Raw genomic sequence first — 17,726 nt, 5'->3', positions numbered from 1 at the left:
CGTTGCCTACGCGTCCTGTTCGCTGATCGTCTCGATGGCCTCACAGCCGATTGCGACCGTGTCGGCGTCGAGGTCGCTATTGCGGAGGTCAGCGGGGGTGTACCACGCCCAGCGGTCGGCTGGAGCCTCGCTCTCGGTGGGATCGATCTCGCGGCTGTCCACGGAGGCAAAGTAGATATGGTCGATGTGTTGGTGGCCGACCGTGCCGTCGGGGTGAACGTTGATGTCGTACACCAGCATATGAGCCGGCTGCGGGAGGACTTCGCCGGCCGGCGGGTTCAGTTCGGCTGTCTCGCGGTGGAGGGTCGGGTCGAGGCCGGTTTCCTCGCGGACTTCGCGGCGACCCGCCTCGTGAGGGAGTTCGTCGCGGTCGACGTGGCCGCCCGGCGGGATGCGAATCCCGAGGCCCGCATGCCGGTGGAGCGCGGTCGCGCCGTCGTTGACAATATAGACGGTCGAGGTGAAATGGCGTGTCGTCTCCATGGCTGTCGCTTGCGGGCCGGCGGCTTTGTCGTTGCGAAAGGCGACGAACGCAGCCGTTCCGAAACCGAGCAAAAACGAGTCGCGTCAGGCCACGGACTGCTGTTCGTCGGCTTCGAGCAGTTCGTGGTATCGGTTGCGGATCGTCACTTCCGAGATGTTGGCGACCTCGCTGACCTGATTCTGCGTCACCTTCTGGTTCGTCAACAGCGAGGCGGCGTAGATCGCGGCGGCGGCGAGGCCAACCGGCGATTTGCCGCTGTGGACACCTTGGGCCTTCGCTGTCGAGAGCAGTTCGCGGGCGCGGCGTTCGGCCTCATCGGAGAGATCGAGATCCGAGGCGAACCGCGGGACGTACTGCTCGGGGTCGGCCGGCTCGATTTCGAGGCTGAGTTCGCGGGCGACATAGCGGTACGTGCGGGCGATCTCGTCTTTTTCGACGCGTGAGACGCCCGTGAGTTCGTCGAGACTGCGCGGCGTGCCGGCCTGTCGGGCGGCGGCGTAGAGGGCAGCCGTCGAGACGCCCTCGATCGAGCGGCCGGGCAGGAGGTCCTCGTCGAGCGCGCGGCGGTAGATGACTGAGGCGGTCTCGCGGACAGCATCAGGGAGACCAAGCGCGCTTGCCATCCGGTCGATCTCGCCGAGGGCCTGTTTGAGGTTGCGCTCTTTGCTGTCGCGGGTGCGGAACCGCTCGTTCCAGGTGCGAAGTCGCTGCATCTTCTGGCGNTGCCGCGACGAGAGNGANTTGCCGTAGGCGTCNTTGTCCTGCCAGCCGATGTTNGTNGAGAGNCCCTTGTCGTGCATCATGTTCGTCGTCGGCGCGCCGACGCGGGATTTTTGATCCTTCTCGTTGCTGTCAAACGCACGCCACTCGGGGCCGTGGTCGATCTCGTCCTCATCGACGACGAGCCCGCAGTCCCGGCAGACTGTCTCGCCGTGTTCGGTATCGGTCGCGAGCTGGCCGTCACACTCCGGACAGCGCAGTGTCTCCTCGGGGCTGGTCGACTCGTCGGTCGACCGTTCGTGGCTCCGGGTGCGTTCGTCGGTAAACGTACGGACGTTGTCGCTCATGAGTTGTGTGGGGGCGTGTGCAAGAGGCGGCGTCTCACACTCGTTTTCTGCATCGATAAACACGTGCTGAACTAACTTAACTGTAGGCCATATTTCCAAAAATATATTTTTTGAAAATAATGGGACTGAACCGGGTCAAAAATCATGATAATTAACCCTTACGCAGTCCGTGTTTTCGCCGGTCAAAATTTTGTATTTAATTCATATTCGTTCGTGCAACTAACTCCGTTTTGAGCCGGGAGTAGCAGTCGAGACAGTTCTCCACGCATCGGCACCGACGACCGACCGAAACCCTTACTCTCAGGCCGTGGTTCGGGGCGGATATGAGCGATTCGCCCGTCGACGCCGACGAGGTACAGCACGTCGCCGACCTCGCACGGGTCGATCTCGACGACGCCGACGCCGACGAGTTCGCCGAGCAGTTCGCCGACATCCTCGCGTACTTCGACGCCCTCGACGAGGTCCCCGAGGTCGACAGCGACTCCGAGTTGGTCAACGTCATGCGGCCCGACGAGGTCCAAGAAGGGCTCTCACAGGAGGAAGCCCTCCAGAACGCACCCGAAACCGAGGACGGCTTCTTCAAGGGGCCGAGCGTCTCATGAGCAGCGACCACGCCGACGCCGGCGACGACGTGCACAACGTCTTCGTCACCGAGGCGACCGTCGACGGCAACGACGACGGCCCGCTGGCCGGCCGAACCATCGCCATCAAGGACAACATGTCGACCGAAGGAGTCAGAACGACCTGCGGCTCGGCCATGCTCGACGAGTACGTCCCGCCGTACAACGCGACCGTCGTCGACCGCGTCCTCGACGCCGGCGCGACGATGGTCGGCAAGGCCAACATGGACGAGTTCGCCATGGGCGGGACCACCGAAACCTCGGCGTTCGGCGCGACCGAGAACCCCGCCGCCCCCGACCGGGTGCCCGGCGGCTCCTCCGGTGGCTCAGCCGCCGCCGTCGCCGCCGGCGAGGCCGACCTCGCACTCGGCAGCGACACCGGCGGCTCGGTCCGGAACCCCGCCGCCTTCTGCGGCGTCGTTGGCATCAAACCGACCTACGGGCTCGTTTCCCGCTACGGCATCGTCGCCTACGCCAACAGCCTCGAACAGGTCGGCCCACTGGCGAATACGGTCGAGGACGCTGCCCTGCTGCTCGACGTAATCTCGGGTCCCGACCCGAACGACGCGACGACCAACGACGGCGGCGCGGACTCCGAGTATGCGGCCGCCGCTGACGGCGACGTCGAGGGCCTCACAGTCGGCGTCATCACCGACCTGATCGAGGGCGCGGACGACGACGTAGTCGAGACCTTTGAGGCCTCGCTGGACGATCTGGAAGCCCAGGGCGCGGCAATCACCGAGGTCTCGCTGGACTCGCTGGAACACGCTGTGCAGGCCTACTACGTGATCGCCATGTCGGAGGCCTCCTCGAACCTCGCGCGCTTCGACGGCGTCCGCTACGGCCCCGACACCGACGCTGAGGGCAACTGGAACGAGCAGTTCGCCGCCGTCCGCGAGGAAGGCTTCGGGCCGGAGGTCAAACGCCGGATTCTCCTTGGGACGTACGCGCTCTCGGCGGGCTATCACGACAAGTACTACAAGAAAGCCCAAGACGCCCGAGCATGGGTGAAACAGGACTTCGACGACGCCTTCGAGGACGTGGATGTGCTGGCGTCGCCGACGATGCCCGTGGTGCCGCCGAAACTCGGCGAGAGTCTCGACGATCCGCTTCAGCTCTACCTCATGGACGCCAACACCGTTCCCGTCAATCTCGCCAATCTGCCGGCGATCTCCGTGCCCGCTGGCGACGTGGACGGCCTGCCGGTCGGCTGCCAGCTCATCGGGCCGAAGTTCGGCGAGGAGACGATCATCCGAGCCGCGAGTGCGGTCGAGAACTGAGCAGCAGGTAGCTGTAGAGGGTCTTACTCCACCCGTTCAGCGTCGTCCCCACTGGAGCCGTACCGTCCGTAGAGGTATGCCGCGCCGGCCGTCCCGGCGGCAGCCGTCCCGATGCCGAACCCCGGCGCGCCATCGTCGGTACGCCCTTCGGAGTCGGTCACGGTGAACGTTCTCGTCCGACCGCGCGTCGTGTTGGCGATGAAGACGCCAGCCGTGTAGTCGCCGGCCGCCACGTCCGGAACCGGTGCGTCGAACGACACGGTCTCGCTGTCGCCGGCGGCAACCGTCACCGACTGGCCGTCGACGATCCGGCCGTTGATGCGGTACTCGACAGTGATCGACCCGCTTTCAGTGCCGGTGTTTTCGACGGTCGCCTCCGCCGACACGGTGTCACCGACCGCGCCCTCGGTAGCCCCGGAAACGGTCGAGACGCTGAACGCGGTGTCAGCGGGGGCAGCGATGTGAACACTGTTCGTCGAGCTATCGCCGTCGACGGCGACGCCGTGTGTGTAGCTCCCAGCGACAACGCTGGGGACGGTTCCCGAAAGCGTGACTGACTTCTCGCTCCCGCTGGTGATCCAGACGTATTGTTCGGCGATCGTGTGCCTACCGATCCGGTATTCGACTGTTCGGGTGTCGCGGCCGTCGCCGCGGTTTCGGAGGGTCGCCGTGGCCGTGAGTTCCTCACCGACGGTTGCGGTTCGTGGCCCCTCGAAGTCGGTGAGAGTGACGAGAGGCCAGTCGTGTATTCGGAGGCTGGTCGTCTGTCCGGTCGTACTGGCGTCGACGAACACGCCGTGCTCGTAGGTTCGTGGGCGGTTGTCTGGGACCGGGACGGAGAACGTGACGGTGGTGGTTTCTCCGGCACCGAGGTCGACGGTCTTGCGGGCGACTCGCTGCCCGTCGATGCGGTACTCGATGGGCGACCCACGACGTGTGCGTCCGTTGTTCGTGACGCGGGCCGTGACGGTGAGCTGCTCGCCGACCGCCGCTGCAGATGGCGCGTCAAGCTGGGCAACGCTGAACAGCGACGTCTCGATGCGGAGTGGGGACGTGAATCCGGTGTCCGTGGCACGGACAGAGACGCCCTGTTGGTAGCTCCCGGCCGAGCGGTCCGGGAGATCACCTGTGAGGTTGATCGACGTGCGCTCGCCGGCCCCGAGGGTGACCTCGCGGCTGGCGATCCGGGTCTCGCCGATCTCGTAGTCGACTGTCGTGGTGCCAGTGCTGTTACCGGTGTTACGTACTGTCGCAGTCGCTGTCACCGACTCGGCTGCCGCCGTGCGGGATGGGCCGGTCCACGTCGGTATCGAAAACAAGGCATCCTCAGCACGGATAGTGACGGACTGATCGACGCCGACGTTCGTCTCGCCGACGAACACGCCCTGTCGGGTGTCGCCGGCGGGGACGGTCGGCACCTGTCCGCTGAGGGTGACGACGCGTGTCTCACCGCCGTTTACCGTGAGTTCCTGCTCAGCAACCACTCGATCCTGAATCCGGTACTGGACGCGAGTGGTGTCGCTCGTCTCACCGCGGTTTCGGACGGTCGCCGTCGCCGAGATGTCGTCGCCAACGCGGCCGTCCGTCGTTGCTGGTCGGATGCCCTCAACGACGAACTCAGTCGGGGACGGATTAATCCTGATCGTCGAGGCGGTTGCAGCGGTCGCCCCACCGTCGAGGTAGATCCCGTGGGGTCGCTCGCCGCTTGCGGTTTCGGGGACCGTACCGCGGAGCGTCACTGTCCGTGAGCTTCCGCCACCGAGCGGTAGTGATTTGCTGGCAGTCGTTTGGCCACCGATCCGATACTCGACGGCGACCGTTCCGTCGGCGGTGCCGTTGTTCGTGATATCGACGACCGCCGTCACGCTGTCACCGACGTTTGCCGAGGCGGGCGCAGTAAAATTCCCCGCACTGAACGCAGTTGCTTGCGCCGAAACAGGGGCTGCCCCACCGAGCAGCAGCGCGCTACTTGACGTGAGTTTCAGAAAATCGCGTTTGGCATACCTCCGCATGATCTATCTCTGATACCTCTTGGAGATGTGGCTTTTGTACTGGGTTTTGCTCCGACGGTCGATGTGGTGAGCCGCCCCGAGCGGTCTGGTCACCGCTACCACCACCGAACGCCACCGTGAGAGAGGTGATTCAGTGGCCGGTGATCGAATGCTGTCCGTGACCCGCATGGCAGCACGCTCACGCCGTACCGTAATCAGTGTTTGACCAACATGTTGCGGTTCGGGGGGCACACAATCCGATCCAACACCGTCCTTACTGGTTCGCTTCCATGTCGGTGTCCTCTGAGGCCTCCCGCTCTGCGTGGCTTCCGGGATAGCCAAGCGTGCGTTTGGCGAAGGCGTCCAACGCTTTGAGCGTCGTGCTGACGTAGATGCCGGCGACGAAGACCAGCCCGCCGACGAGTCGGTCGGTCCCAGTCATCCCCTCGCCGGCAAGGACGTTCAGGTCGCCCGAGATGTCCGGGAAGCTGAACGCCAGTAGGTAGACGCCCGTCACCAGCGGGAAGACGGCGACCGTCCGGCTGATGATCTTGAGCCGGTAGCGACCCGCCTGTCCGAACCGTTTGGCGAAGCTAGTGAACGCGTAGACCGACGCGCCCAGAAAGCCGAACAGGTAGACGACGGGCGGAATTCGGGCGTTGATGCCGGTGCCGGTCATCACGAGGCCGATTCCAAGCAACGTCGCCACGAGGATCGTCCAGTAGAAGATCCGCCCCCAGCGTCTGGCATACCAGTCGTCAGTGTCAGTCTCGGATTGCATGCGACCCCTATTCTCAGCAATCCACGTAAAACGTGATGCTAAAATGACAGCACCCCAGCGGCGGAGCTATGCTTGGAGCTCTTCGTGGATGTGATCGGCCGCCTTCAGTGAGAGGGCCATGATCGTCAGCGTGGGATTCGACGCGCCGCTGGTGACGAAGACGCCGCCGCTGGAGATGTAGAGGTTATCGAGGTCGTGGGTTTTCAGCGTCGGATCGACGACGCTCTCGGTGGGGTCGTCGCCCATTCGTGTCCCGCCCAGCGGGTGGTAACCGCCTTTGCCGAGCGGTGTCAACCCGTCGTGTTCCGCTGTTTGCGTCCCCTTCGCGTAGACGACGTTGCCGCCCATCTCCTCGATGAGGTTGCTGCCGACCTGCAGGCCCTTCTCCTGACCCTTCCGGGCGAACTCGCCCGGCGTGATATCGACATCGGGAACGGGATTACCGTGGTTGTCGGTCGTCGAGCGGTCGATCCCGATCTGGTTGTCCTCCCGTGGCAACATTTCGATGCTCATGTTGACGCCGATCGTTGAGCCGAACTGCGCGTCGACCTGATTCAAGAGATCGTCGCCGATGGCGTCGCTCTGCAGTGCCATCGTCGCCGGTGAGGGGCCGGCGACGTTGATCGTGAACATGTTGACGCTGCCGCGTTGCGGATCGTCGGGATTGTCGTACTCGTAGAACTGATGGATACCACCGGAGACGACCGGACCATACTCGTCCTGGTGGGTGTTCTCGCCGGGCAGGATACCGATTACGCCGGCCGGCGGGTGGCCCATGAAGTACTTGCCGAGCGTGCCGCTGGAGTTCGCCAGCCCATTGGGATACTCCGCCGACTCCGAGAGGAACAACAGACGCGGCGTCTCGAAGGCCCCCGCGGCGGCGACGAAGGTATCGGCCGTCTGGCGGTGGGTTTCGCAATCGGGCGTTTTGTAGACGGCTTCGGTGATCTCCTCGCCGGCGGGGCCGTGGTTGAGCCGCTGGACCGGGGCTTCGTCGATGACGGTCGCGCCCTGCTGTTCGGCCTTGCGGACGTGGATATCGGCACTGTACTTTCCACCGGAGGGACAGACGAACTGGCAGGTGCCGTACCCCTGACACTCGTTGCGATCATACTCGCCGGTGTTGATCGCCATCGGCATCGAGTGGACAGTAATATCGAGCTCCTCGCCGGCCTGTTTGAACAGCTTATCCGAGTAGCTCAACGGCAGCGGGTCCATCGGGTAGGACTCCTCTCGCGGTGGGAAAAACGGCGTCTCGTCGTCGCCGGCGACGCCGATCTCCTGTTCGGCCTGGGCGTAGTACGGCCGCAGGTCTTCGTAGCTGATCGGCCAGTCGCGGGCGATGCCGTGTCGACTCTGCATCTCGAAGTCCTTTTCGTAGAGTCGCGGCACGACCGACCCCCAGTGGAGGCTGGTGCCGCCGACGCCCTTGACGCGCCGCTGATTTACCGGCCACGAGTGCTCGCCCGAGGTGGAATACTCGTCGCGCTCGCCACCCATATCCCAGATTTCGTTGTCCGAGTGGGTCGGGTGGAGCTGGTCTTTCATCCGGTCGACGCGGGCCTCCTTGTCGAAGCGCGGGCCGGCTTCGAGGATGACCACGTCGTGACCGCGTTTCGCCAGCGAGTAGGCGACCATCGCGCCGGCCGGCCCGGCACCGATCACGCACACGTCCGCCCCATCGACCGGCGTTCTGTCCGTCGTCATCGTTGTCGTTGATTCGTTCGTGCTCATGACTGGAGTTCCTCGTGGATGTGGTCGGCCGCCTTCAGCGAGAGGGCCATGATCGTCAGCGTTGGGTTCGCGGCGCCGCCGGTGACGAAGACGCCACCACCGGAGATGTAGAGATTGTCGAGATCGTGCGTCTTCAGCGTCGGATCAACGACGCTCTCCGAGGGATCCTCGCCCATGCGGGTGCCACCCATCGGATGGTAGCCGTACTGTTCGGGTTCGATGTAGTCTGCGTTCGGCGTGTGCGATCCCTGCTCGAAGGCGATCCGTCCACCCATCTCTTCGACGAGTTCGGTCGTGACGTCGGCGGCCTTCGCCGATGCGTCCCGGACGTACTGTCCGGGAGTGATGTCGATGTCGAGGACCGGGTTCCCGTGGTTGTCGGTTTTGGACTCGTCGAGCGTGATGGTGTTGTCTTCGCGTGGGAGCATCTCCGCCGAAGTCGACGCCCCGATCGTCCCGCCGTACTGTCGTTTGAGCTCCGCTAGAAGGTCGTCGCCGAGCGCGTTGCTCTCCATGGCCATCTGGGCCAGCGGGGACTCCGCTTGGTTCAGGAGCATCATGTTGATCCCGCCGATCGGGTCCTCATCGTCGTCGTAGAACTGCTGTATCCCCGACGAGATGACCGGCCCATACTCCGCCGAGTGTGTCTCCTGGTCGGGCAGAAAGCCGATCACCAGCGCGCCGCCGTGATCCATGACGTACTTGCCGACCGTCCCACTCGAATTCGCCAGCCCGTTCGGATACTGGTCAGACGCAGAGAGCAGGAGCAGGCGTGGCGTCTCGTAAGCGCCCGCTGCAGCGACGAAGACGTCTGCCTCCTGGCGACGGGTCTCGCCGTCTGGCGTCGCGTAGACAGCGGCCGTGATCTCCTCGCCATCGGGACCGTGCTCGAACCGCTGCACCGGGACCTCCGTCAGCACCTTCGCCCCTTCGGCCTCCGCCTTCTCGACGTGGATGTCGGCACTGTACTTCCCGCCGGAGGGACAGACGTGCTCGCAGGTCCCGTACCCTTGGCACTCGTCGCGGTCGTACGCGCCCGTGTTGATCGCCATCGGCATCGGCTGGACGTCGTAGCCCAGCGCGTCGGCGGCTTTGGTGAACAGTTTGTCCGCATAGCTCGTCGGCAGGGGATCCATCGGATAGCCCTGTTCCCGGGGCGGCTGATGCGGTGCCTCGTCGGGGCCCGCGACGCCGATCTCCTGTTCGGCCTCGGCGTAGTAGGGCTGCAGGTCCGCGTAACTGATGGGCCAGTCCTTGCCGACGCCGTGGCGATTCTGCATCTCGAAATCGCGTTCACGGAACCGCGGGACGACGGAGGCCCAGTGGAGGCTCGTCCCCCCGACCCCCTTGACGCGACGCTTGTTCAGCGGCATCGGGCGCTCGCTGGAGTTGGTGTATTCGTCGCGCTCCCCACCCATGTCCCAGATCTCGTCGACGCCCCGATCCGGGTGGATCTGGCGTTTCATCCGGTCGACGCGGGACTCCTTGTCGAAGCGTGGGCCGGCTTCAAGAATGACCACGTCGTGACCGCGGTTCGCCAGCGAGTGTGAGAGCAACGCCCCTGCTGGGCCGGCCCCCACGACACAGACATCGGGGGAATCGACCGGCGTTCTGTCCGCGGTAGCTGATTGGTTCGTGGTCATGACCGGAGTTCTTCGTGGATGTGGTCGGCCGCCTTCAGCGAGAGGGCCATGATCGTCAGCGTGGGGTTCGACCCGCCACCGGTGACGAAGACGCCGCCACCGGAGATGTACAGGTTGTCCAGGTCGTGGGTCTTGAGCGTCGAGTCGACGACGCTCTCTGAGGGATCCTCGCCCATGCGGGTGCCGCCCATCGGGTGGTAGCCGCCTTTGGTGTCCTCGATGTAGTCCGCGTCGGGCGTGTGCGTCCCCTGTGAGAAGACGACGTTGCCGCCGATTTCCTCGATGAGAGCGGTCGACTCCGAGACGGCCTTCTCCGTGGCGTCTTTCACGTACTGCCCGTCCGAGATGTCTACATCCGGAACCGGGTTGCCGCGGTCGTCTGTCTTGGATTCGTCGAGCGTGATGGTGTTGTCCTCGCGGGGCAGCATCTCCGTGACGATACTCATGCCAAGCGTGTTGCCGTACTGTAGCTCGACTTGGTCGAGCAACGCGTCGCCGATCTTGTTGCTCCCGATGGCGACTTCGGCCACCGAGGGTTCCGGGACGTTTACGAGCATGATGTTGATGCCGCCCGTCGGCTCTTCCTCGTCGTAGAACTGGAAGACGCCGCCGGAGACGACTGGCCCGTACTCCGAGACGTGGGTCTCTTCGTCCGGCAGGAGGCCGATGACGAACCCGCCACCGTGGTCCATGAAGTACTTGCCGAGCGTGCCGCTGGAGTTGGCGAGGCCGTTTGGGTACTGGTCAGATTCGGAGAGCAAGAGCAGTCGTGGCGTCTCGTAGGCACCCGCTGCGGCGACGAAGGTGTCCGCTTCCTGACGGTGGGTCGTCCCGTCGGGCGTCTCGTACACCGCCGCGGTCACCTCCTCGCCGTCCGGGCCGTGTTCGAGGCGCTGGACCGGCACCTCGGTGAGCACAGTCGCGCCTTCTTCCTCGGCTTTGTCGACGTGGATGTCGGCGCTGTACTTCGCACCCGACGGACAGACGTGTTCGCAGGTGCCGTACCCCTGGCACTGATTGCGGTCGTACGTGCCGTCGTTGATCGCCATCGGTTCCTGCTGGACGTCGATGTCGAGGGCCTCACCCGCTTTTGCGAACAGCTTGTCGCTGTAACTCCGCGGGAGCTGGTCCATCGGGTAGTCTTCCTCGCGGGGCGGTTGATGTGGCGCGTCGTCGGGCCCGGCGACACCGATCTCCTGTTCGGCCTGGGCGTAGTAGGGCCGGATATCCTCGTAGCTGATGGGCCAGTCCTTCCCGACGCCGTGACGCGTCTGCATCTCGAAGTCACGCGGTCTGAATCGCGGCGTCACCGATCCCCAGTGGAGGCTGGTGCCGCCGACGCCTTTCACGCGGCGTTTGTTCAACGGCAACGGACGTTCGCTTGAGTTCGTGTACTCGTCGCGCTCGCCGCCCATGTCCCAGATTTCGTTGACCTCGCGGTCCGGGTGGATCTGTAGCTTCATCCGGTCGACGCGGGATTCCTTGTCGAATCTGGGTCCGGCTTCGAGAATCACCACGTCGTGACCGCGTTTCGCCAGCGAATGCGAGAGGAGCGCACCGGCCGGGCCGGCACCGATTACGCACACGTCGGGCTCGTCGACTGGCGTTCTGTCCGTCGTCGTGGTTGATTCGTTCGTGCTCATTGTTCGAGGGATGGGCTGTAGCCGAAGCCGCCGGGGAAGCCCCGCGGGTTCGTGTTGCCGATCAGTTCGCCGCCGGTCGGCGAGGAGTAAAACGCGAACAGCAACTCGTCGAGCAGGTAGTAGTTCACCCGTGCCACGTCGCTACCGTCGGGCTCGGACGGTCCGGTCCGCAGGTCCGTGTTCTCGATGACGCTCCGCCGCTGGTCGGCACTCAGCGTGTGAAACGCGCCGCCTTGCTCGTCGGCTGCCAGCTGATTCAGCGTCTCGATGCCAGCCGTCAACTCCTCGCGGTAGGACTCCTCGTCGGTAATCCGGCCGTACATGAACGTCTCGATGAACTCGGGGGTCGGCTCGATGTCCGAGGGGTACAGCACGTCGGCAAGGCTGACAAGTACCTCCATCGGCTCGGCGTCGCTGCCTGTCTCTCCCGTGAGCCCCGCACAGCCCGCGGTCGTCGTGATGCCGGCGGCGGTAAGTGCGGTTACCGCATCCCGTCGTGTCAGTTCCATGGGTACAATCCACAATGGATAATCCTCATATATAAATTTACACCACTAACTAACCTATGTTAGTATTTGAAGAGCTGGATGATCGATCACAGATGGTGTAACTATGCAGCATGCTCTCGGCGGCTCGACAATGTCGGTCCAGCCGATACCGGAAGGATCGGTCCGCAGTGCTGGGTGTCGACAACAAAGGAGCAGTACCGCAACTCAGTCTTGGTCGCTCGAATCGTCTAGTCCGGCGTGATGGCCTTTCGTCCGGCTCGTCATCGATTCGAGGTCGGGGTTGAACGCCTTCGACCGCATCTCACGAACGTCCCCGTCGGGTCTGTTTTCAACGGCTTCCATCGTCTCCGAATCCAGCGGGAACGCCGCCAGCGCGTCGATCCCGCGCTGAGTGATCGAGACCTCCTTCTTGCGACCGGCCTTCTCAACGGTGATGTACTCGTTTTCCGTGAGCGGGTTGATGATGTGCGAGTCGAGCACGCGATACCGGCCTTCGTCGGACTTTGCCTCGGTGTTCATGATGAACGGCAACTCCTCCTCCTCGGCGTGTTCGATGAGTTCCTTCTTCGTCACGCCGTCGTTGCCGTGGAGGAAGCCGAGGATCTGGAGCTGCTCGGTCGAGGGGCCCTGCAGTTCGAAGACGGGGAGTTCCGTAATCTCCCCGGAGGTCGAGAAAATGGGTTCGTCAGGCGTCCAGACCTCGTCTTCGTCGGCGTCATCGGGTGTGATCTGGACGTAAAACGGCGTGGCCTCGGAGGTTTGGGCGGCCATCATCCCCGCGATGGCGGCGATCTGGGTGCCCGTTGAGACGTTGATGTACACCTCGTCCTCTTCGTGGTCCTTGACCGCCTGCGTGATCGTTTGGAGCGCGCTGTCGAGGTCATAGAGGTTCGCAGTCCGCGTTTCGACCTCGATGCGGTCGTTGGCTTCGAGTTCCTCGATCATCTCGTACTCGAAGTCAGGAATGAACGCCTCGTTGTCCGGGAGGACGAGCACGATCTTGTCGGCCTTGAGTTTGTACAGCGGGTCGACAACACGCGCGACTTCCCAGCCGTGGGCGACCACGTGAACCCGATCGGTTACCTCCATCGGTCTACGTTACTGCATCGGGTGGTTTGTACTTGTCGTATACCGGAATCCCAGCCGGTGGGATGGCGGTTCGTCGATACCGACCGACGGGGCTGTGCGCCGACTACTAGTGGCTCCATTTCGTGTCACCCAAATATTTATTATACTAACGTAGAAGCGTTAGTTATGCGTCGCAGACAGATACTAACGGCAACCGCGATTGGAATCGGTGGTCTCGCCGGCTGTGCTGGCGGCAGCAACAGCGGCGACAGCAACGGCGGCGAGAGCAGTTCGGCGAAAACAACCGTCCAGACGTTTTACACCACGCTGTACGGCGATGACGACCTCGAAGCGACGAACGAGATGTACCATCCCGACAGCGAAGCACCGGAACTCAAACCGGCGGATTTCGAGCCCTTCGGCGGGCTCGAAAGCATCGGTGCGACCGTCGCGTCGACGGAGATCGTCGAGCAGAGCGACGGGACGGCGGAGGTTCACGCCGACGTACAGTACTCGACACCGCTGGGATCGGCGACTAACACGGACTGGTTCGTCCTTAGCAAAGCCGACGGCGAGTGGCGCGTCGCGCTCTGGCTGCCGTCGTCAGCACGAGGGAACCTGAGCGACGAGGAAATTAGTGACGCGATGGAGACGGCGAAGTCGATCTAGGTGGTCGGATCCGGTGCTGAGCGGTGGCGACCACCTCCCGGAGCCACCGGTAGGCGCGCCCGAACGGGTGCGGTCGTCACTTCTATTCTCCCGCAGTCCGTCACTGCCGGTCGACCCACGGAGTGATATGCTCGTAACTGCCCTCCTCAATCTCGTGATCGGCCTGCTGGCGACGGTCCTCGTCTTCACGGATACGCTCCGCCGCGATCTATCGCCCCGAACCCAAGCCGGCTGGACCGGCTTCGTCGCTGCTATCAGTATCGGCGGGTCGCTCGCGGTGGCTATCGGCGACGACGCACTGTATCGACTGGTTATGCGTGGCAGCGACCCGGCGCTCGTCGTCACACCGCTGGCATTCATCGCTGGTGTCATCATTGCCGGGCTGACGCTGAGCGCGCTGGCGGTACTCACGTACGGCGTCGGGAGTCGGTACGGACCGTTTGCAGCAGCCTGATCCAACGAGCCGCGCAGCCCTCACCGACTGACTACGACGTATCTGCGTCCGGTCGATAGTCCCGACTCACTGCCTGCCAGCGGTCGCTACGGAACCGCCACAGCGTCACCGCCGCCGGGACCGCCGTTTCGAGGACCAACGCGACGTACAGCGCGGTTTCGCCGAGGGCCGTAACGGTCCCGAGATACGCCACTGGCAGCGTGAAGACGTAGAGCCCGATCAGCGAGGCGAAAAACGGAATCCGCGTGTCTCCCGCGCCGCGGAGCGCGCCCGTCGCCGAGCCGTCGACGCCCATGGCGACGAGACTGACCGCCGAGACGGCGATGAACGTCGCCGACAACGCCACCGCTGCCGGCTCGTCGACGAAAACGGTCGCAATCGGCTCGGCCAGCAGGATCACGCCGGCGGCGACGAACAGGTGGATCACGAACGTGAGCGTGATGATCTGGGTGCCGTAGGCTTTCGCCTCGCTCTCCTCGCCTGCGCCGAGTTCCTGCCCGACGAGCGTACTGGAGGCAATCGAGAGCCCCCAGCTCGTGCTGTTGGCGATGTTTCGCACTCGGCGGCCGACTTCGAGGGCGGCCACCGTCGCCGAACCGAAACTGGCGGTGATCGCCAGCAGCGGGAACGTGGCGATGCCCTGCACCACCCGGCGGGCGATCAGCGGCGTCGAGACTCGGAGCAACTGCCCCAGTAGCTCGCGGTCGAACTGCGGCCCGCCGAGCGAGAGCGCGACCGGGCTGGCTCCCCAGCCGAAATACGCGCGACCGAACATGCCCCATGAGAACGTCAGTGTGACTGCTGCCGTCGCTACCGCGGTGCCGACCGCCGCGCCGGCGACGCCCCAGCCGAAGCCGAAGATCAGCGTGCCGCTGAGGGCGACGTTCAGGATCGCGCCGCCGGCGCGGACGACCATCGGCGTGAACGTGTCGCTGACGCCGGCGTAGGTCCGGCTGGCAATCATGTTCAGGAACTCGAAGACGAGCGCGGGCGCGACGATGACGAGGTAGGTCGTGCCGTAGCCGACCGCCGCACTGTCGCTGCTCAGGAGGGCGATCAACGAATCCGAAAAAACGACAAAACCGACGACGACCGGGACCGCCAACGCGAGAGCGACCCAGACGCTCTGTTTGACCAGCAAGGCCGCTCGCGCTGACTCGCCGCCGCCGTAGTTCTGGGAGACGAGCCCGACGGTCCCGCCAGCTAGCCCGATGGCGACGAACTTCCCGACCGTCCAGTACGCGCCGGCGAAGGCCAGCCCCGCGACCGCCGGCGCGCCCAGCACCGTCCCGACCATAGCGAGGTCGGCGGTCTGTTTCGACATGATGGCGAAACCAGTGAGTACCCGTGGCCACGCGAGATCGACCGTCGCGGTCAGCCGCTCGCGCTCGATGATTCCCAACCGCGCGAGCAGCGTCGCCACCCGCGAGAACAGCGTCGCAACCGCCGCCACGAGCCGGTCGGCGAGGCCAGTCATCGGGACGGGTTCGGCACGCGGCCGTTTGTCGCTTTGGGTCCGTCGGGGACCGTAAGCCGCTTACCGCGCACACGGTAATCACACCCATGACTTCCGATCAGTGGCGGACGTACCTCGTCACACAGCAGTCCCTCTCGGAGGGCCGGTCGACCGAGGAGATCGTCGAGGCAGCCATCGACGGCGGCATCGACGCCGTCCAACTCCGCGAGAAGGGCACCTCCGCCCAAGACCGGATCGAACTCGGCGAGCGGCTCCGCGAGCTGACGAGCGCGGCCGACGTCGATCTGCTGGTCAACGACCGGATCGATATCGCCTACGCGATCGGGGCCGACGGCGTCCACCTCGGCCAATCGGACCCCTCGGTGTCGACGGCCCGCGAGATCCTCGGCCCGGAGGCGACGGTCGGCGTCTCGGTGTCGACCGTCTCGGAGGCCCGGCTGGCGGCGATCAGCGGCGCGGACTACCTCGGCGTCGGCGCGATCTACGGCACCGATTCGAAACCCGACGCCGAGACGGCCGACGACGGCCTCGGCGTCGACCAACTCGCCCGAATCGTCGAAGCCGTGAAGCTCCCGGTCGTCGCTATCGGCGGTATCACCCCCGACAACGCAAGCGGGCCGATCCAAGCCGGCGCGAGCGCGGTCGCGGTCATCAGCGCGATCACCGCCGCTGACGATCCCGAGGCCGCTACCCGTGAGTTGCGCGAGGCAGTCGTCGGCAAAGCGGAGGTAGCTGCGGATGACTGACGCTTCGGTCTCGGCGGCCGCGCTATCTAAGTCGCTGGCGAGCCTGCGAGAGGCCGAGCCGCTGATCCAGCATCTCACCAACCGCGTGACGATCAACGACGTGGCCAACATCACGCTCCACTGGGGCGCGCTGCCGGTGATGGCCGACGGGCCCGACGACGGCCCCGAGATGGCACAGGGCGCGAGCGCGGTGCTGCTCAACACGGGCCAGGTCAACGACTCGCTCAGCGAGGCGATCTACGAGACCGGCCTCGCTGCCAACGAACTCGGCGTGCCGGTCGTCCTCGATCCCGTCGGGATGGGCTCGACGCCGACGCGAAACGAACTCGTCGAGCGGCTGCTCGCCGACGTCGATTTCGCGGCGATCAAGGGCAACTACGGCGAGATCACCGCGCTGGCGGGTGCGGAGGCCGAAGTCCGCGGCGTCGAATCCGTCGGCGAGTACGACGAGATCGAAGATACTGCACAGGCGGTCGCCGAGTCCGCGGACACCGTCGTCGTCGCCTCCGGCGAAACCGACATCGTCGCCACCGCCGACGCCGTCTACCGTGTCGACTCCGGCCACGAGATGATGGGCGAGGTCGTCGGTACGGGCTGTATGCTCGGCGGGACGGTCGCCACCTTCTGTGGCGGCGTCGACGACACCCTGACGGCCGCCCTGCACGCGACGCTGGCCTTCGGGCTTGTCGGCGAGCGCGCGGCCGACATCGACTACAACGGGCCGGCGAGCTACCGGACGAATTTCCTCGATTCCGTCTGGAATCTCACGCCGGACGCTGCTGGCGACATCGACGACGACCTCAGCGAGCGAGTCGAGCGCGTCGAATAACGCGATAAAACGGAGTGGCGGCCACGCTCCCGATGGCATCGACGCTCCCGGCGGAACCGCTGTTCGTTGACTGTCAGTCCCTGCGTGTTACTGCGGTGTTCGACGCGCTGCCCGAATTCTGTTGTGTAGCAGGCTGAGTCCCGCCCAGAGGCCGATCCACACCGCCAGCGCGACCGTAGCGAGTGCGGTCGTCGCAAACAGCCCGAACGGCTGGGTCATCCCCAGCAGCATCGGCAACGACCAGCCAACGACGAGTATCACAACGAGGCCAGCGACAGCACTTTCGACGTAGCCCCAACGGCTGTTGCAGAGCCCGGTGTCGTCACAGCTGCCGTCGGTGTGCGGGTCTGACGCCGCACCGTTTCGTGCTGTGCCCATACATATCACACATCATTCTTGGTGAACAATAATGATAAATATATCGGGTACTTCACGCCGGACCGACCAGTCAGGGCGCGCGGCCCACAACTCGGCGACTCGCCCGGCGAAGTCCGGCCCTTTATTTGACTGACGACCCTCCAGTTAGGTAACATGGCGACCGCCAGCGACGACGACGCGAGGGGCACACACGGCGGCAACGAGGGCCGCTACGACGGCGATATCCCGGTCGACGGCGACGACATCGTCATCGTCGGCAGCGGGTTCGGGGGGCTGTCTTCGGCCTGCTATCTCGCCGACGCCGGCGCNNACGTCACNGTCNTCGAGAAGAACGAACAGCTCGGCGGNCGGGC

At 64.7% G+C, this 17,726-nt stretch carries 18 protein-coding genes (1 of these 18 running past the window's edge); 7 read left to right on the top strand and 11 right to left on the bottom strand.

Going from position 1 to position 17,726, the window contains the following annotated elements:
- Positions 1-6: 6 nt before the first annotated feature.
- Entirely contained in the window at positions 7-483 is a 477-nt protein-coding gene (locus EGH24_RS02055) for an NUDIX hydrolase (protein ID WP_142978516.1), read from the bottom strand.
- 84 nt (positions 484-567) lie between these two features.
- Positions 568-1,551 (bottom strand): transcription initiation factor IIB, encoded by a 984-nt coding sequence (locus EGH24_RS02050; protein ID WP_142978515.1) that lies wholly within the window; start codon positions 1,549-1,551, stop codon positions 568-570.
- A gap of 323 nt (positions 1,552-1,874) precedes the next feature.
- On the opposite strand from EGH24_RS02050, the gene gatC reads away from it, so the two are divergent.
- Both gatC and gatA read left to right on the top strand, forming a co-directional pair.
- Positions 1,875-2,153 (top strand): Asp-tRNA(Asn)/Glu-tRNA(Gln) amidotransferase subunit GatC, encoded by a 279-nt coding sequence (gene gatC, locus EGH24_RS02045; protein WP_142978514.1) that lies wholly within the window; start codon positions 1,875-1,877, stop codon positions 2,151-2,153.
- Positions 2,150-3,451, top strand: coding sequence for an Asp-tRNA(Asn)/Glu-tRNA(Gln) amidotransferase subunit GatA (gene gatA, locus EGH24_RS02040; protein WP_142978513.1), 1,302 nt, complete (start codon positions 2,150-2,152; stop codon positions 3,449-3,451). The genes gatC and gatA overlap by 4 nt, the downstream gene beginning before the upstream one ends.
- A 23-nt stretch (positions 3,452-3,474) precedes the next feature.
- On the opposite strand, the gene EGH24_RS02035 is transcribed toward gatA, so the two are convergent.
- The 7 genes from EGH24_RS02035 to EGH24_RS02005 form a co-directional block, all read right to left on the bottom strand.
- A complete protein-coding gene (locus tag EGH24_RS02035; RefSeq protein WP_142978512.1) occupies positions 3,475-5,463 on the bottom strand; it encodes a CARDB domain-containing protein in 1,989 nt (662 codons plus the stop codon).
- Positions 5,464-5,716: 253 nt separating this feature from the next.
- Positions 5,717-6,223: a hypothetical protein gene (locus EGH24_RS02030; RefSeq protein ID WP_142978511.1), complete on the bottom strand. Its 507-nt coding sequence runs from the start codon at positions 6,221-6,223 to the stop codon at positions 5,717-5,719.
- 66 nt (positions 6,224-6,289) lie between these two features.
- On the bottom strand, positions 6,290-7,957 hold the full coding sequence (locus tag EGH24_RS02025) for a GMC family oxidoreductase (RefSeq protein WP_142978510.1): 1,668 nt from the start codon (positions 7,955-7,957) through the stop codon (positions 6,290-6,292).
- Positions 7,954-9,600 (bottom strand): GMC family oxidoreductase, encoded by a 1,647-nt coding sequence (locus EGH24_RS02020; protein ID WP_142978509.1) that lies wholly within the window; start codon positions 9,598-9,600, stop codon positions 7,954-7,956. Before EGH24_RS02020 ends, EGH24_RS02025 begins: the two co-directional genes overlap by 4 nt.
- Positions 9,597-11,243 (bottom strand): GMC family oxidoreductase, encoded by a 1,647-nt coding sequence (locus EGH24_RS02015; RefSeq protein ID WP_142978508.1) that lies wholly within the window; start codon positions 11,241-11,243, stop codon positions 9,597-9,599. The genes EGH24_RS02020 and EGH24_RS02015 overlap by 4 nt, the downstream gene beginning before the upstream one ends.
- Entirely contained in the window at positions 11,240-11,752 is a 513-nt protein-coding gene (locus EGH24_RS02010; protein WP_142978507.1) for a gluconate 2-dehydrogenase subunit 3 family protein, read from the bottom strand. The genes EGH24_RS02015 and EGH24_RS02010 overlap by 4 nt, the downstream gene beginning before the upstream one ends.
- Positions 11,753-11,956: 204 nt before the next feature.
- Complete coding sequence (locus tag EGH24_RS02005) at positions 11,957-12,841, bottom strand: HFX_2341 family transcriptional regulator domain-containing protein (RefSeq protein WP_142978506.1); 885 nt, start codon at positions 12,839-12,841, stop codon at positions 11,957-11,959.
- A gap of 165 nt (positions 12,842-13,006) precedes the next feature.
- On the opposite strand from EGH24_RS02005, the gene EGH24_RS02000 reads away from it, so the two are divergent.
- Both EGH24_RS02000 and EGH24_RS01995 read left to right on the top strand, forming a co-directional pair.
- Positions 13,007-13,489 carry a hypothetical protein gene (locus tag EGH24_RS02000; RefSeq protein ID WP_142978505.1) on the top strand — a complete coding sequence of 161 codons (483 nt, stop codon included), beginning with the start codon at positions 13,007-13,009 and terminating at the stop codon, positions 13,487-13,489.
- 127 nt (positions 13,490-13,616) lie between these two features.
- A complete protein-coding gene (locus EGH24_RS01995) occupies positions 13,617-13,943 on the top strand; it encodes a hypothetical protein (protein ID WP_142978504.1) in 327 nt (108 codons plus the stop codon).
- A 31-nt stretch (positions 13,944-13,974) separates the two neighbouring features.
- Here EGH24_RS01995 and EGH24_RS01990 read toward each other — a convergent pair whose 3' ends face one another.
- Positions 13,975-15,420: an MATE family efflux transporter gene (locus EGH24_RS01990; protein ID WP_142978503.1), complete on the bottom strand. Its 1,446-nt coding sequence runs from the start codon at positions 15,418-15,420 to the stop codon at positions 13,975-13,977.
- Positions 15,421-15,506: 86 nt separating this feature from the next.
- Here EGH24_RS01990 and thiE point away from each other — a divergent pair, with 86 nt between their 5' ends.
- Together thiE and thiM are read left to right on the top strand one after the other, a co-directional pair.
- A complete protein-coding gene (thiE, locus tag EGH24_RS01985) occupies positions 15,507-16,166 on the top strand; it encodes a thiamine phosphate synthase (RefSeq protein ID WP_142978502.1) in 660 nt (219 codons plus the stop codon).
- Complete coding sequence (gene thiM / locus EGH24_RS01980; RefSeq protein ID WP_142978501.1) at positions 16,159-16,995, top strand: hydroxyethylthiazole kinase; 837 nt, start codon at positions 16,159-16,161, stop codon at positions 16,993-16,995. Before thiE ends, thiM begins: the two co-directional genes overlap by 8 nt.
- An 87-nt stretch (positions 16,996-17,082) precedes the next feature.
- Here thiM and EGH24_RS01975 read toward each other — a convergent pair whose 3' ends face one another.
- A complete protein-coding gene (locus EGH24_RS01975) occupies positions 17,083-17,373 on the bottom strand; it encodes a hypothetical protein (RefSeq protein WP_142978500.1) in 291 nt (96 codons plus the stop codon).
- A gap of 153 nt (positions 17,374-17,526) precedes the next feature.
- On the opposite strand from EGH24_RS01975, the gene EGH24_RS01970 reads away from it, so the two are divergent.
- Positions 17,527-17,726, top strand: the 5' portion of a protein-coding gene (locus EGH24_RS01970) for a phytoene desaturase family protein (protein ID WP_142978499.1). The gene runs 1,342 nt beyond the window's last position; 200 of the gene's 1,542 nt are visible here — the first part of the coding sequence; its start codon is at positions 17,527-17,529; its stop codon lies beyond the right edge, outside the window.

The sequence above is a fragment of the Halonotius terrestris genome (assembly GCF_006861665.1).
GTDB lineage: Archaea > Halobacteriota > Halobacteria > Halobacteriales > Haloferacaceae > Halonotius > Halonotius terrestris.
The sequence above is the reverse complement of the archived record's forward strand: the minus strand, read 5'-3'. Positions and strand labels throughout refer to the sequence as shown.

Coding starts and splice junctions, on each gene's coding strand:
- EGH24_RS02055 (WP_142978516.1), bottom strand. CDS start 483: ATGGAGACGACACGCCATTTCACCTCGACCGTCTATATTGTCAACGAC.
- gatC (WP_142978514.1), top strand. CDS start 1,875: ATGAGCGATTCGCCCGTCGACGCCGACGAGGTACAGCACGTCGCCGAC.
- gatA (WP_142978513.1), top strand. CDS start 2,150: ATGAGCAGCGACCACGCCGACGCCGGCGACGACGTGCACAACGTCTTC.
- EGH24_RS02035 (WP_142978512.1), bottom strand. CDS start 5,463: ATGCGGAGGTATGCCAAACGCGATTTTCTGAAACTCACGTCAAGTAGC.
- EGH24_RS02030 (WP_142978511.1), bottom strand. CDS start 6,223: ATGCAATCCGAGACTGACACTGACGACTGGTATGCCAGACGCTGGGGG.
- EGH24_RS02025 (WP_142978510.1), bottom strand. CDS start 7,957: ATGAGCACGAACGAATCAACGACAACGATGACGACGGACAGAACGCCG.
- EGH24_RS02020 (WP_142978509.1), bottom strand. CDS start 9,600: ATGACCACGAACCAATCAGCTACCGCGGACAGAACGCCGGTCGATTCC.
- EGH24_RS02015 (WP_142978508.1), bottom strand. CDS start 11,243: ATGAGCACGAACGAATCAACCACGACGACGGACAGAACGCCAGTCGAC.
- EGH24_RS02010 (WP_142978507.1), bottom strand. CDS start 11,752: ATGGAACTGACACGACGGGATGCGGTAACCGCACTTACCGCCGCCGGC.
- EGH24_RS02005 (WP_142978506.1), bottom strand. CDS start 12,841: ATGGAGGTAACCGATCGGGTTCACGTGGTCGCCCACGGCTGGGAAGTC.
- EGH24_RS02000 (WP_142978505.1), top strand. CDS start 13,007: ATGCGTCGCAGACAGATACTAACGGCAACCGCGATTGGAATCGGTGGT.
- EGH24_RS01995 (WP_142978504.1), top strand. CDS start 13,617: ATGCTCGTAACTGCCCTCCTCAATCTCGTGATCGGCCTGCTGGCGACG.
- EGH24_RS01990 (WP_142978503.1), bottom strand. CDS start 15,420: ATGACTGGCCTCGCCGACCGGCTCGTGGCGGCGGTTGCGACGCTGTTC.
- thiE (WP_142978502.1), top strand. CDS start 15,507: ATGACTTCCGATCAGTGGCGGACGTACCTCGTCACACAGCAGTCCCTC.
- thiM (WP_142978501.1), top strand. CDS start 16,159: ATGACTGACGCTTCGGTCTCGGCGGCCGCGCTATCTAAGTCGCTGGCG.
- EGH24_RS01975 (WP_142978500.1), bottom strand. CDS start 17,373: ATGGGCACAGCACGAAACGGTGCGGCGTCAGACCCGCACACCGACGGC.